This window comes from Vibrio sp. NH-7, assembly GCF_053643215.1.
The window spans coordinates 1,868,703-1,883,212 of the sequence record NZ_CM132187.1 but is presented as its reverse complement, the minus strand read 5'-3'; the positions used below and the strand labels follow the sequence as shown (position 1 = coordinate 1,883,212).

11 protein-coding genes are annotated in these 14,510 nt (G+C 45.5%); 5 read left to right on the top strand and 6 right to left on the bottom strand.

From position 1 onward, the window contains the following. Window positions 1-8: 8 nt before the first annotated feature. On the bottom strand, window positions 9-914 hold the full coding sequence (locus tag ACUALS_RS08675) for a lysine exporter LysO family protein (protein WP_454448194.1): 906 nt from the start codon (window positions 912-914) through the stop codon (window positions 9-11). Between the two features lie 15 nt (window positions 915-929). Continuing rightward, complete coding sequence (locus tag ACUALS_RS08670) at window positions 930-1,850, bottom strand: HDOD domain-containing protein (RefSeq protein WP_454448193.1); 921 nt, start codon at window positions 1,848-1,850, stop codon at window positions 930-932. A 356-nt stretch (window positions 1,851-2,206) separates the two neighbouring features. On the opposite strand from ACUALS_RS08670, the gene ACUALS_RS08665 reads away from it, so the two are divergent. Then, window positions 2,207-2,794: a TfoX/Sxy family DNA transformation protein gene (locus ACUALS_RS08665; protein WP_269976991.1), complete on the top strand. Its 588-nt coding sequence runs from the start codon at window positions 2,207-2,209 to the stop codon at window positions 2,792-2,794. A gap of 92 nt (window positions 2,795-2,886) precedes the next feature. Here ACUALS_RS08665 and ACUALS_RS08660 read toward each other — a convergent pair whose 3' ends face one another. The 3 genes from ACUALS_RS08660 to ACUALS_RS08650 form a co-directional block, all read right to left on the bottom strand. Next, window positions 2,887-3,435, bottom strand: a complete 549-nt coding sequence (locus tag ACUALS_RS08660; protein ID WP_005474055.1) for a hypothetical protein — start codon at window positions 3,433-3,435, stop codon at window positions 2,887-2,889. A gap of 164 nt (window positions 3,436-3,599) precedes the next feature. Continuing rightward, window positions 3,600-4,097, bottom strand: coding sequence for a response regulator (locus ACUALS_RS08655; RefSeq protein ID WP_005474065.1), 498 nt, complete (start codon window positions 4,095-4,097; stop codon window positions 3,600-3,602). A 20-nt stretch (window positions 4,098-4,117) separates the two neighbouring features. Then, window positions 4,118-6,043: an ATP-binding protein gene (locus tag ACUALS_RS08650; protein ID WP_038213770.1), complete on the bottom strand. Its 1,926-nt coding sequence runs from the start codon at window positions 6,041-6,043 to the stop codon at window positions 4,118-4,120. Window positions 6,044-6,213: 170 nt separating this feature from the next. Here ACUALS_RS08650 and ACUALS_RS08645 point away from each other — a divergent pair, with 170 nt between their 5' ends. From ACUALS_RS08645 to ACUALS_RS08635, 3 genes are all read left to right on the top strand, one after another. Then, on the top strand, window positions 6,214-7,482 hold the full coding sequence (locus tag ACUALS_RS08645; protein ID WP_454448192.1) for a DUF945 family protein: 1,269 nt from the start codon (window positions 6,214-6,216) through the stop codon (window positions 7,480-7,482). 125 nt (window positions 7,483-7,607) lie between these two features. After that, entirely contained in the window at window positions 7,608-8,690 is a 1,083-nt protein-coding gene (gene serC, locus ACUALS_RS08640; protein WP_454448191.1) for a 3-phosphoserine/phosphohydroxythreonine transaminase, read from the top strand. Window positions 8,691-8,842: 152 nt separating this feature from the next. After that, window positions 8,843-9,364: a hypothetical protein gene (locus ACUALS_RS08635; RefSeq protein ID WP_454448190.1), complete on the top strand. Its 522-nt coding sequence runs from the start codon at window positions 8,843-8,845 to the stop codon at window positions 9,362-9,364. A gap of 43 nt (window positions 9,365-9,407) precedes the next feature. On the opposite strand, the gene ACUALS_RS08630 is transcribed toward ACUALS_RS08635, so the two are convergent. After that, complete coding sequence (locus tag ACUALS_RS08630; RefSeq protein ID WP_331402566.1) at window positions 9,408-11,732, bottom strand: YgiQ family radical SAM protein; 2,325 nt, start codon at window positions 11,730-11,732, stop codon at window positions 9,408-9,410. Between the two features lie 248 nt (window positions 11,733-11,980). Between ACUALS_RS08630 and ACUALS_RS08625 the strand changes: the two genes are divergently transcribed. Beyond that, window positions 11,981-14,428 carry an EAL domain-containing protein gene (locus ACUALS_RS08625; protein ID WP_454448189.1) on the top strand — a complete coding sequence of 816 codons (2,448 nt, stop codon included), beginning with the start codon at window positions 11,981-11,983 and terminating at the stop codon, window positions 14,426-14,428. Window positions 14,429-14,510 lie beyond the last annotated feature (82 nt).

Here is a 14,510-nt window from a genome sequence, read left to right as displayed (position 1 = left end):
CCTGAGATCTAGCTTGCAAGAGAGACAAAGAACAGCATCATAACTGGCACAAGCAGACTGAGAATAAACCCACTGACGATAGCAATAGGCACGCATCGAACGCCACCTGTGGTTTGTATGACCGGCAAAGTAAAGTCCATGGCTGTTGCACCCGCGTAGCCGATTGCAGTGCATGGTCGCGTGCGAATGAATAAAGGAATCAGCACCAATGCGATCAACTCTCGCAGCAGCTCTATCATAAATGACGCGCCACCGTAAATCGGACCAAATGCATCACCCATCAAGATGCCTGCTAATGAATACCAGCCAAATCCAGAAGACATCGCGAGCGCTTTGAATAGGTCAATTTCGAGGATTTGCGCGGCAATAATCCCTCCAAACATCGAGCTCACTATAATGAGTAATGCAATCACCATCCCATGCTTGTTGAGAAGTATTTGGCGTAATGTTAGACCGCTATTGCGCAATTGAATGCCAATGAAGAAAAGCAATAAGAAGAGAATCCATTCGCTCGCGGTATCGACCCAATTAAGTTCATAAGGCAGCGCCAATCCGACAATTAAACCGCCGCCGACTACAAGGATGAGTTTAACGGATTCCAACGCCATACTAGACAAAGGAAGCTTACTATTGCTCGCGTCTGTCTGGATGGGTAAAAACTTATCGACTAAGGGCAATACCGCTAGGTTGGCTAAGCTTAGGCAAGTGAAGAACACCGCAGTGAACTTTAAAATAATTTGCAGATTTTGCCCGAGGTTGTCGAGGGCAGCCAAGCTCAAACCCATCAGCGCAAGTATGACGTAGATAAGGTTTGAGGTGGTTTTATTGATCTTATTGATCAGTGACTGGCTTGATATCGAAATGAAATACCCGACAACAAGCGGGGTAAAGATAAACAACATCCCTGAAAACATGATACTTCCTGTACATTACAATCCACTCGCGCTGATTAACTCATCAATTTGCGCATTGAACTCAATATCACTTAAATTACTGAGTTTGTACAGTATATCTGCACCTGTAACGTCAAATTCTACCGAATGTTCATCTATGTTTTCGTCTTGACGGCGGAACATTAAGATATGATTCGCGATTCTCGCCAACGCAAGATAGCTGACCGCTTCCTCCGATGGTTTAATCGCTTGATTTGAAGCAACCTCTAAGAAGTCATCATCAAACCCCCAGCTATCTAAAACAAGTTTGCTCGCTTTGGAGCATTGATTGTCGAAGATCTGGAAAGCGATTTCTTCGTCAAGATAGTTGCCATTTTCCAAATAGTAGTGGTACTCGTTGACGATACAGAAAAGACCGATGTCAGCGAGCAAACCAGCAAGTAGCGCTTTGTCCACTTCTAGATGCTTGTATGCCTGTGAGCCACTTTCACGGAACCCTTTTGCCACTAGGACCATCGTTGCCGCCAATTCGCGAGAATTCGCCGCACTTTGAACTAAGATTTTGTTGCAAGAGCCGCTTAAATTGACAGAGTGTTTCAACTGCTCAATCGCTTGTGCAGTCACGATATCTCGTACTCGAAGAATGCCCAACCGAGATACCGCAGTAACCAAGTCGGTACATGTGATGTTTCGGCGGTTAAATATCACCGAATTTGCCACGCGAATAACAATAGCGGCGAGCCCAGGATCTTCCAACAGTGAGTCTGCGACATCTGCTACCGTGGTTGTATCTTGGGTGCACAAACGCTGAATCTTTAAGACTACGTCAGGAATTGGAGGAAGTGATATTTTCTTATTAGCGATAGAATGCTCAATAAGTTGAGAAAACTCAGTCTCAATACCTTTGACTAATAGGTCTTTATTTTGTGGGAGCCAGTAAAATGCTAGGTGATTCATACAGTATTAGAAAGTAAATTCAACGTTTACAGTGTAACGTTTCTCTCTGTATTTAAGCAAACAATTGCTTTCTAATATTGATATTTTTCGCAACGACATATTTCAAGAGCGAAATTGCTCGCACTTCTTCATGGTGGGGACTTAGGCGTGATTGATCTCTCATAAAATTCGTCATTAAGTTTAATCGATGTGACCTATGCACAGACTTATTTCGTTTCGTTAACTATCATTTGGGTACTTGCTGTGGTTGGACGTACAACATTATAAATTTCATAGTTCAACCGACAGATTTTTCGCTTATAACTGCTGCTATCTGGTGATCGTAAATAATCGGGGTTTCGATATTTGAAGGATCAATGGATATGACAGAGCAACATTTTATTCAATATGTAAATAAGTTTGGCATGTTTCAAAAGCGTTCGATGTTTGGTGGAACAGGATTGTTCAGGGAAGACGCCATGTTCGCTTTACTTAGCGCAAACAAGATCTTTATCCGTGGTGGGGACCATTTAGATAAAGAGTTTTCTCAGCTTGGTTGCGAGAAATATCGCCATGTTAAGAAACAGACAACGGCGACCGTAAATTATTATGATATTACGGAGCTGTTTGAATCGGACAGCGATCGTTTGGATGACCTTGTTAAGCAATCTATCGATTACTCGGTGTCTGAGCGACAGTTTAAACGTTCAGCGGCAAATCGTAGACTGCGAGACTTGCCAAACATGCAGCTCACTTTAGAGCGTATGGTAAAAAAAGCAGGCATCGATGATGTTGATACGTTTATGGAACTAGGTGCTCCGGCGGTATTTGCTAAAGTTAAGCAAGCCTACGGAAGCGACGTAGACGTGAAGCTACTTTGGAAATTTGCCGGTGCTATCGATGGTATTCACTGGAAATTAATCCAAGAGCCACGCAAACGTCAGCTATTGGCAAACTGCCCATAAAGGTTGGTTTATCAACTTGTTATTATTGCGGTAATCAGAATGAAAAAACCGAGGCAAGAGCCTCGGTTTTTTTGTTTGAGATTCTAAACGGATTAGAATTTGAAACGCGTGGTAAACATCAATTGATCACCATACGTGTCATTGATGCGCGCTTCACCGCCGATCGAAAACAGCTCTGTTGAGTGGAAACGTGCGTATGCAGAACCAATCCAATCTTCTTCACTATCGATAGAGGTGTAACCAACTTTGCCACCCACTTCGAGTTGCGGACCAAGCCATTGGCGAACACCTAGGTTCAGTTCAAGACCTGTGTCGGTGCCGCTTGTGTCATCATTGTCCACCAAACGGAATAACATTTCACCAGTGAAATCAGCCCAGTTATTGATAGGTGCGTGGAAGCCAAAACCCGCGCCTGCGTCAAAATCACCTTCGAATTCAGAGTCAATACGGCCAATAAGGTGGGCATTTGGGTGAACAGTTTTGCTCATTGCAGCACCAAAAGTCACTGGGCTTGCGCCAATTCGAGCTTCAACGTAGTCGTAGCTAAAGTTGCTCATTACGGTTGGGCTGTTTGGATCAATTTGAGCGAAAGATTGACCAGATGCTAGCACTAAAGCTGCGGCTAAGATTGTTTTACGCATAAGGACGATAAACCTTTATCTTGTTAATTTCCTTGGTCTTAAGCGACGACTCGCTATGACGATAAATCGACATCATAATGCATCCAAGCGGTTGCCACTATAAAAATGTCATTGTTTTGTCGTGATAATAAGAATCTAGCAAGCTATGTGCCAAAATCGTTTAACTACTCACCATAATTGAGGCGATTTTTTGCCATTTCCTCAAATATTTTTTCAGTGTTCAGTACCGATGCCCAGGGCATGAGTTCAGGCTCATTCTCAATCATGTATTGGGTCAATTGTTCTTTGATGACATTACGTAACTCATCGCCACGCCAAGGTTTAGCAATGTAAAAGTGAAGGCTAGAGTGGTTAATGGCTTCGACTGTATCTTCGAGTCCTGCTTGGCCGGTGAGGAGCAGTTTTCGGGTCGCTTGAGTGGATGCTTGCTCGTTTAGCTCAATAAGAAAACTGATCCCAGTTTGCTCGGGCATGATATGGTCGCAAAGGATGAGCGCCAATTTTATGCCGTCGCGTTCAGCATCTTCAATGATCTGTTTTGCTTCTTGAACAGATTCGGCTGCCTCTAACGAAAAATGCTCTTCGAATTCATCCAAATCTTGGACAACGCTATCGAGAACTTCTCTTTCATCGTCGACGCATAAGATAAGGTATTTACTCATGTTAAGTTCCTCGTTATTGGTTAGTCTTGGCTAAAGGGCAGCCAAACCGACATTTTTGTGTATTGGTGTTGTTCTGACTCCACACTGATGAAGCCGCCGTGTTGTCGAACGATTTGTTGGCAAACGGACAATCCAATCCCTAAACCGAAGTTGCCTTCTTTTTTAGTCGTGAAATTCAACTCAAAAATCTGCTGCTGAAGTTCAACAGGGATACCGTGTCCATTATCTTCGAAGCTCGCCACAAACCATTGGCGTCTGTCTTTTGTCACCAGCTCAGTCGTGATGCGTAGTTTTCCTTTTGCAGGGAACGCATCAATGGCGTTGGAAATTAAGTTGGTCCAAACTTGCTGAAGGGCGATGGGCAAGCAGTACACAGAGTTTGTCGAGCAAAATGCTTTTTCTACCTTGTGAAGTTTGAGTTTACTTTCGAATATCACCAAGGTGTCTTCGATACCCTCGTGGATATCCGCTCGGTGGAATCGTTCATCATCAGAACGCGCGTATCCTTTAAGGCTTTTGACCATATCGGCAATTCGTAGCGCACAGACGTTGATTGATCTTAGCGTCGACCCTGCAAGGTAATAGTGTTCAAGTTGCTCTAGATCGCCGAGCAGGGTTGGGTCTGAGTTTCGGGCGCGATCGAGCCAAGGTTGATACTGGTGTAAGTTTAACTTAACCAGTTTTTTGGCTACTCTCCGGTTGTTGATTTGCTCGTTGACCGAGTTGACTAACGCACGTTCGTCTGCGGTTGATCGCGGTTTTGCCGAAAGTGCGTGCGTCAATATTTCGATGTTTTTGCTATTACTATCGAGTTTAGGTGCATCGACCAAGATCTGTATTTTATCGGTTAACGTCTCTGTCCCACGTAAGATGGCGGCGACTGGGTTGTTGAGCTCGTGTGCGACACCTGCAATCAACTGGCCAAGCATGGCCATTTTTTCTCTTTCCACCAGTTGTTTTTGTGCCTGTTCGAGTGACTCTAGCGTTTTCTGCAGTTCAAGTTTTGTCGTGATGCTTCGCTGCAAGCGACGATTAAAGTGACGCAGCAGTAAGTTAGTGAATAGCGGCAATAATTCGGTGTTTGAGTGCATCACCTCGGCGAACACTTCCCGTTTGAGCTTGATCACCTCTGTCGGTTTAAGCGTAATCGCCGTTGAAAAAGAGGGTTCTCCTGTCACAAAGGACATCCCCCCAACAATGTTACCTTGTGTATGCCTAACGACTTCTCGTTGTACGCCCGTGTCGTCTTTCTTGTAAAGCGCAACTTCACCTTTAGTAATGAACCACAAAAAGCTATTTTCTTCCCCTTCTCGGGTTAGTAGATGATCGGTGGAATATGTACGGCAGGCTTTGGTTTCATCTTTGTCTGCGAAAAAGGCGAGTAGGGCATCGGTGACTTGTTGGGCGAGCTCTTGATCGGAGAGTCGATGGTGTTCACTAATAAACCCTTCTCGATACGAGCGCATTTTGTTGTCGATGTGAGCTCTAAGTAGGCGCTGGTGGTCGAGTATTTGGCTGTAATGGAGCAGGTTTTCCGAGTCATTCTCGAGAATGAAGGTCGTGAGCTCTTTTTGGACGGTTTTATGGACGAGGTTGTCTTGTAGCGGTTTAGTTAAGCAGTGATCTAGGCGTCCGTCGTTGACAGCAGACAGAATGGCTTGAATGTCTTGACCGCAACTGATCAGGATTTTACGAGCTTGCTGAGTGTGGCTCATTTTGTCGAGCTGGATTAAGAAATCAGCACCATTGAAACTTTCGTTGTGGCTGGCGATAACTAATGCGACGGTCTGCTTTTGCTCCAAGCAGTAATCCAATGCAGCGTTTGCATCGTCAATTGAGTCTTCCGTATGTAGATCGAATCGAGATGAAAAAGGGCTCAACTCACGACGCAGTTGTTCGACACTGACGGGATTATTATCAAGACACAAAACGGCAAATTGATTCACGTATGGGCTCTCATTCGACAAACACATTGGCTACTGTATCAGGCTCGCGCGAATTTGTTTGAGAGCTGAGTATTAGAATGCTTGCTCATTTTGGAAGAAAGCCAATACTCTGATTTATCTCAATGTTTTTTGGTGTACACTAAATCAAATTTATTGTTAAAGATGATGACATGAACCAGCTTAAAAAATATGGCGCTATTGGTGGCGCGATTGCTCTTGCTTTGTGTTGGCCACTTGCGGTTGGCCAAATCGGTCAGAATGTGGTGACTGATGGTATAAACCAACTGAATTCGGGAAGTGTAACGGCAGAAATCGTCAAGTATGACCGTGGTTATCTCTCTTCTGAAGTGCAAACGCGATACGTGGTCACCGACCCAGAAATGGCAGAGATGCTAGCCGCAGATGGCTTACCTAACCAGTTTGTAGTGAATAGTCATGTTTCTCACGGTTTACTGAGCCTAAAAGCGCATTCAGTACTGGATGATGTCGATGAACTACCCGTGACTCTTGATACGGTGACACAGTTAAACGGCAATACCGACTTTACCCTTACATTTGACGCTTGGCATCAAACCACTGACGATGTTGACGGCGCGATGGTGTCTATTTCTCGTTCTGTCCTTAAAGGTCATGCGACTGTCCTCGGGGAGATAACCTATGATCTCAACGTACCTTCAGTCGAAGTGGATTTTAATAGTGGTGAGAAATTACTGCTGTCTGCACTGAAAGGTAGTGGTCAAGGTCGTATGTCAAATGGCTTATGGCTTGGTGAGCAAATGATGCGCTTTGGTGATGTTTCTATCTCAAGCACTGACCAAGTGACTATGTTTGGCATGAAAAACGCACAGTACGAGTTTTCTTCACTAGTAGAAGAAACGACCCAGCGCGTCAGTAGCCAGCATGTCTTTTCGGTAGAAGATCTGGTGACCACAGAAGGAACGGTAGACAAGTTATTAGTTGATGTGGAACTGGGTAACCTCGACAGCGAGTCGTTTGAACATTTGTTGAATCTTTATCAAAGTAACCCAGTGTTAACGGAAGAAGATGTACAAAGCGCAATTCCTTACGTTGAAACTTTGGTCGAAAAAGGTTTCTACTTGTCGATGAACAAAATGGCCTTAACGCTAGGAGACAATGGCGAGTTTGAAAGCCAGTGGAAAATCACCTTGCCTGAGGGTACAGACAACATCACCCAAAATCCTGCGATGATCCTTCCAGCACTGACTGGTCAATTGGATACCTTTTTCTCCAATGAATTGGTTGAGCAATACCCATTTATTAAGCAAGGTGTTGATGAAGCGATCGTGATGGAGTTTGTCGAGCAAACGGACAAAGGTTATCAAATCAACGCAGAGCTAAAAGAAGGCAATTTATTGTTTAAAAGTGGCCAAGAAATTCCCCTTATGGCGCTGCTGATTTCAGGTGCGATGCAGCCATAAGTATTCTTTTTCAATGTTTATTAAGAAAAGAGGTCTAAAGACCTCTTTTCTTGCTTTTTATCGCTGAAAAAACGTGGTATTAATCCTGTTAGTTCTCAATTGAAGCATGAGCAAGGAAACTCAGAATGGATAATGTATATAACTTTAGTGCAGGCCCTGCCGGATTGCCTAAAGCCGTGATGGAACAAGCGCAAGCTGAATTTATCAACTGGAATGAACTGGGTACTTCGGTAATGGAAATCAGCCACCGTAGTAAAGAGTTTATTAAAGTTGCTGAAGATTCGGAGCAAGATCTTCGCGATCTACTTAATATTCCTGATAACTACAAAGTTCTATTCTGTCAGGGTGGTGCTCGTGCCCAGTTTGCTGCAGTGCCACTCAATTTGCTTGGCTCGGCCAAAAAAGCTACGTACATCGACGCGGGCTACTGGGCAGAAAGTGCGGTTCAAGAAGCGCGTAAGTACTGCGACGTTGATGTGTTTGACGCAAAGGTAACCAAAGCGGGCAAAACTGCGGTACGTGAAGTTAGCGAGTGGGTTATTGATCCTGAAGCGGCTTACGTTCACTTCTGTCCAAATGAAACCATTGATGGTATCGAGATCAGTGAGCTTCCTGATACAGACAAACCGATCGTGGCAGACATGTCGTCAAACATCTTATCTCGTCGAATTGATGTATCTAAGTACGGCGTTATTTATGCGGGTGCGCAGAAAAACATCGGTCCAGCGGGTCTTTGTATCGCGATTGTTCGTGATGACCTTCTCGATCTTGCGAACGACTTGCTACCAAGCTTTATCAATTACAAAACCTTGGCTGAGAAAGATTCGATGTTCAACACGCCTCCGACCTTCGCGTGGTATTTGTCAGGCTTGGTGTTTAAGTGGCTGAAAGCCAATGGTGGGGTTGAGGCGATGGAGCAAATTAACCAGGAGAAAGCGACACTGCTTTACAATGCGATTGACCAGTCCGACTTCTACCGCAATGAAGTGCATCCAGACAACCGCTCACGCATGAATGTGCCATTCCAATTGGCGAAACCAGAACTGGACGAGTTGTTCCTAGAGCAAGCTAAGCAACGAGGCTTGGTCTCTTTGAAAGGACATCGTGCTGTTGGTGGAATGCGAGCGTCAATCTACAACGCGATGCCATTAGCAGGCGTACAAGCGCTTGTAGACTTCATGCAAGAGTTTGAAGCACAGAACGCTTAATTAAGCAGCCGCGTTTTATTGAGTAAGGCTTAACCTATGGGTTAAGCCTTTTTTATTATTTCTCGTTCACAACGCTGACGAATCTAAACTAAGCTATTAAGTGAATTGTCATTAAATGTGTGGTTTCCGTGACTTTCTATCAACGAAACTTGATGGCTTTATGCGCTGCTGTTGCCGGGATTCAGATCTTACTGCTAGGCTTCACTCTGCCTGCTCTTGTGAGCACGGTAATAATCTGTGGTCTAGTGAATATGGCGATGAAGGCGGCTGAAAAAGAAGCGAACGAAGCGTTATTGCGACTCACGACGTCGTTGACGGATTGGGTTCTTCCTGAGCTTGAGCAGCAGGCTGAGTCCCTTCAAAAATATACAACTCAAACATTTTCTGACGTATCTAGTGCATTAAGCCGCTTAAAAAAGTGCCGTAGTGTGCTAGACAAAATCCCTGATCGTGCGCCAAAAGAGATCAAGCTCGCTCTGAAAGGCATCACTTTGATGCAAAATGAAATGTCACAGTCATTGATTGAAAGTAAGGCGCTAGGTATAAAGCACGAACAGCTAGTGAAAAGCCTCGAGATGACGAAGAAAGAGCTAAAACGGGCGAAAATATCTCAATGGCAAGATGAACATCTCCTCAAAGTGATCAGAAGGCGCGATAACTCTAGTACTCATTGAACTGATGAAAAAAATCGCAGCCGAAGCTGCGATTTCTTAAGGTTTAGCGGTGTTTAGGTTTTCGATTGCCGCTCGGTTTTCCACTGTTGCTGGCTTTGTTGGCGCCAGTTGGTTTACCTCCGCGGCCGTTTTGCGGTTTGGCGCTAGGCCCCGCGTTTGGTCGACTGCCTGACGGTTTACTACCTGGTTTGCCATTGCGGTTACCCGGCTTACCGCCTTTGTTTCCACCACGGTTATCACCATGCATTTTCTCAAAACCAGGTTGGCTTTTGGTGTGTTTGGTTGCAAATCGCTGGGAGCCATGACGTCCTGATTTTCTGCGCTGCGCTGGCGTTTTCGCATCAAGATCTTCAGCTGGAATCAAACAACCAGGCTTATCGCCGATTAGATGCTTTTTGCCCATATTGATCAATGCTTCACGAATCATTGGCCAGTTTGCTGGATCATGGTAACGCAGCAGCGCTTTGTGGAGTCGACGTTGTCGCTCACCTTTTGCCACTGGCACGTCTTCGCGTTTTTTGTATTTCACGCGTTTAAGCGGGTTGGTCTCTGAATAGTACATCGACGTCGCATTACACATCGGTGATGGGTAGAAGTTTTGTACTTGGTCGCACTCAAAGTTGTTTTTCTTCAACCACAGCGCAAGGTTGAGCATGTCTTCGTCTTCGGTACCAGGGTGTGCCGAGATAAAGTAAGGGATTAAATACTGCTTTTTACCCGCTTCTTCGCTGTACTTTTCAAACATCTCTTTAAAGCGGTCGTAAGTGCCCATGCCTGGTTTCATCATCAGATCCAGCGGGCCTTTTTCAGTATGCTCTGGTGCAATTTTCAAGTAGCCGCCCACGTGATGAGTGACAAGCTCTTTTACGTATTCTGGTGACTCTATGGCAAGGTCGTAACGTACGCCTGATGCAATCATCACTTTTTTCACGCCTTTCACTTTTCGAGCGGCGCGGTAAAGGTCGATGGTGTGTTTGTGGTCGGTATTGAGCTTATTACAGATCCCCGGGAATACACATGATGGACGACGACAGTTCGCTTCTGCTTTTGGATCGCTACAACCCAAACGATACATGTTAGCAGTTGGGCCGCCGAGATCAGAAATTGTGCCTGTAAAGCCGGGTACTTTGTCGCGGATTTCTTCCAGTTCGTTGAGGATCGATTCTTGCGAGCGGTTTTGGATAATACGTCCTTCGTGCTCGGTGATCGAACAGAAAGAACAGCCACCAAAGCAGCCACGCATGATGTTCACCGACGTTTTGATCATGTCATACGCTGGGATTTTTGCTTTGCCATACATCGGATGGGGAACACGCGCATAAGGCAAGCCAAACACGTAGTCCATCTCTTCGGTGGTGAGGGGAATTGGCGCTTGGTTGACCCACAATTCGCGGTCACCATGGCGCTGAATTAATGCGCGGCCTGAGTATGGGTTTGTCTCTAGGTGCATGATTCTGCTCGCGTGAGCATAAAGAATTCGGTCGTTATTGAGCTTTTCAAATGGCGGAATACGAACGGCTGTGGTCGCCGCGTCGTGACGAGATGGGCGAATGGTTATTGGCTTCGCTTCTGTTTCTTGCGCTTTGGCTTTGGTATCACACTGCTCTTCGACCACGTATGGGTTCGGCGGAATAAAGGCTTCTTTGCGCGGTTTCTCGATTCGTGATGAATCAATCACGTTGTAGCCTTCTGGCGCGGCAGCGAGGTTTACTGCCGTACCTCGGATATTGGTTAGTGTTGAGATCTCTTCACCATCGGCCAACCGATGCGCGACTTCTACCAGCGCGCGTTCAGCATTACCAAACAGAAGAATATCTGCTTTTGCATCAAACAACACTGAGCGGCGTACTTTATCTGACCAATAATCGTAGTGTGCGAGTCGACGTAAGCTCGCCTCGATACCGCCTAAAACAATGGGTACGCCTTTGTACGCTTCACGACAACGTTGTGAGTAAACTAAAGTTGCACGATCAGGGCGTTTGCCCCCTTCATTGTTTGGCGTGTAGGCATCATCATGACGCAGTTTTTTGTCTGCGGTGTAGCGGTTAATCATGGAGTCCATGTTGCCGGCGGTAATACCAAAGAAAAGGTTCGGTTTGCCTAGCGCCATGAAGGCATCTTTGTTGTTCCATTCTGGTTGAGCAATGATGCCGACTCGAAAGCCTTGTGCTTCAAGTAATCGACCTATGATTGCCATACCAAAACTTGGATGATCAACGTAGGCATCGCCGGTTACGATAATAATGTCACAGCTATCCCATCCAAGAGCGTCCATTTCTTTTCGGCTCGTTGGAAGAAAAGGTGCGGTGCCAAAGCACTCTGCCCAATATTTCTTTTGCTCGTGAATAGGGGTGTTTTCGCTGTACATATTTTGCTCTCGGATCCAGGGAGCGCGAATTATAGCGGCTTGGCGCCCATCTATCTAGCCTTACATATCCTTAGATTATTGGGGGATTTTTAAGTGGTTTGTGTGGTTTATCCGCTAGCTAAACTAATTGGTGAAGGTCAAAGGATATTTCCCCAATTTGTTAGCGGATTAACGTCAACATTGCCCTAAATGCGATAGATTTAATTATAGAAGTATAAAACTGGTTGGGTATTGAGATGGATGATGTCATGAATGAGCCGCATGCTACTGCGCCTCAGCTACAGGGCAGAAAAAGCAAGTACGTTGTTTACGACTGGGCGATGAACCTTAAAACACAAGCCTTCTATTGCGATAACGAAGGGCAAACCTTGATGTTTGGCGAGGTGTATTCAACCTTCTCGGCGACACGTTTGATTCGCTTAGTCCCCCCAGGTCAAAGAGATAGAGTGAAGCGCGCGTTTCAAACCGCGTTGACGACTGGCGAGGATTGTTACCTCCATTGCTGCCTTGTTACACCCACATCACTGTTTACATTCGTTGAAATCTACATGTACAAAGCGGATGAACATCACCTGAAAGGCACGATCTCGCCTTGCTTGGTCATTTCGAATGCGCAAGAAGCATCAGAGATATTTTACGGCATTTTTGAAAATCAGCATCACGGTGTGGTAGTGACTGATTCGGATACGCGCATCCTTGCCTGTAATCACTATTTTGAAAAGATGACGGGGTATCTTCGCAACGAACTTGTCGGACTAAAAACCAACATCTTCAACTCGTCGAGTCATGATGACGAGCACTATCGGGCACTATGGGAATCATTAGGTTCAAAGGGGTATTGGAGTGGGGTACTGCTTTCACGCCATGCACAAGGTAAGGTGTTTCCCCAGAGCCTAACGATCCAGAAAATTGGCTTGGGCAGTGGGCAAGACTATTATATCGGCTTGAGTACAGATCTATCGTCTGATCTCGAACGATTAGAAGATACCCAGTCTGGCGGGGTTGATATCCTGACGCAATTACCGACGTCGGATCATTTTCTTGCCCAGCTGACCAAGCGATGTAAAGCGACGGACCGAGACAATACCTTACTGGTTCTCGCCATCCAACCGCGCTTTGCTTCAAAGGGAACCAATGAGCAAAAAAAACGTTTTGCCGCTTATCTCAAAGAGAAAACCAGCGCGTTGTTTTCAGGGTATATGGACAGCGGACGCTTTCTAGCCTGTTTGCCTGTGGTGGTTGAACACCCAGAGCAACGGGTACGAGACATCGCCAAGACATTAACGACCTTTTTCCATTGTTTTAAGCATGCTACTAAGGATATTCATGAGGTCTTAAAGACTGGGCTGTTGGGCGTTTCAATCTATGGTGTGGACGCTGAGACGCCCAATCGGCTTGTGTCTCATGCTTGCCAAGCGATTCTCGAACTTCATTCAGGAGAAAATAGACGCATCGCGTTTTATGATCGCTCGATCCATTTGCAAATTGAGCGCAAGAAACGCCTTGAAGCGCATGTGCAAAAATCGATGCTGAACAAAGATGTAGAGGTCTACTTCCAACCCATAGTCAGCGTAAAACAGCAGCGCGTAGAGAAATTTGAAGCGCTGTGCCGTTTCCCCCCTTTGGAGTCGGAGCCTGCGACCACCCAAGACTATATTCAAGTCGCTGAAGATATGGGCAAAATTTTCGAGTTAGATAATTTGGTCTGTGGGATGGCATTTGAACAATTCAAAGCCCTACAAAAGCGGTTTGGCGACACCTTGCAGTTGTCAGTCAATCGCTCATTGAGTACCGATGTCGGCATTGCGGATGTGTTGAAGCATACCGCACTCGCGCTAGATGATGCTGGTTTATCCCCAGATTGCCTAAACATAGAATTCACCGAAAGCGCTTTTTTGGACAGTTCAGACAACAGCCAGCAACTTATTCAAACGCTTCGCGATGCAGGGGTAAAAATTGCTGTTGATGATTTCGGCTCTGGATGTGCGTCGTTCCATTACTTAACCAAGAGTTTCTTTGATGTTTTGAAAATTGATCGCCAGTTTATCTCCGGATTAGAAAAAGAGACGCGGGAGTATCATATTGTCCATACGCTTGTGCATCTAGCGCATCAGCTCAATCTTGATGTGGTTGCCGAAGGGGTAGAGACAGAAAGTGAGTTGGCTTTGCTGACTGAACTTGGGGTGGACTACATTCAAGGTTACTTGTTTGCAAAACCAGAAAGTACAAAGCAAATCGTCGCCCACGAGCATTATTGCCAGTGGCCGAAAACCGCACCAAGTGCACCAGAACAAACTCTCATGAAGCTGGTCAGTAAAAATAGCCATCACCTTGATCCAGGAGATCCGTTATCCCTCGCGCATCAATATTTTAATGTGTCGCATGGCGATTACTTGGCTGTAGTTGATAATAAAAAATGTGTCGGTGTGCTGTCGCGATCAACCATGCATTTACATATGACACCAACGATGGGCACGGATCTCGAAACCAGCAAAGAGAAAAATTATTGGCATAAGAGTGTCAACCGAATGATGGCTCCCGGAGGAACGGTACTCGATTGGCATACGCCAGTAAAAGAGGTTCATCGACTCGTTACGCAAGGCACGCCTTTGCCTTGGATATTGACTGACGAGCTTGGGGTGTTCAAAGGGTTAGTGGAAATGGCGACGGTATTGAGTTTCTGTGTAGAAGATTAAAGTTAAATTTATCAATTGTTATTCTAATGCTTAGGTGTAACTAAGACTCTTGTCCTAAAGTTAAGGATAGAGGGAGCTAATT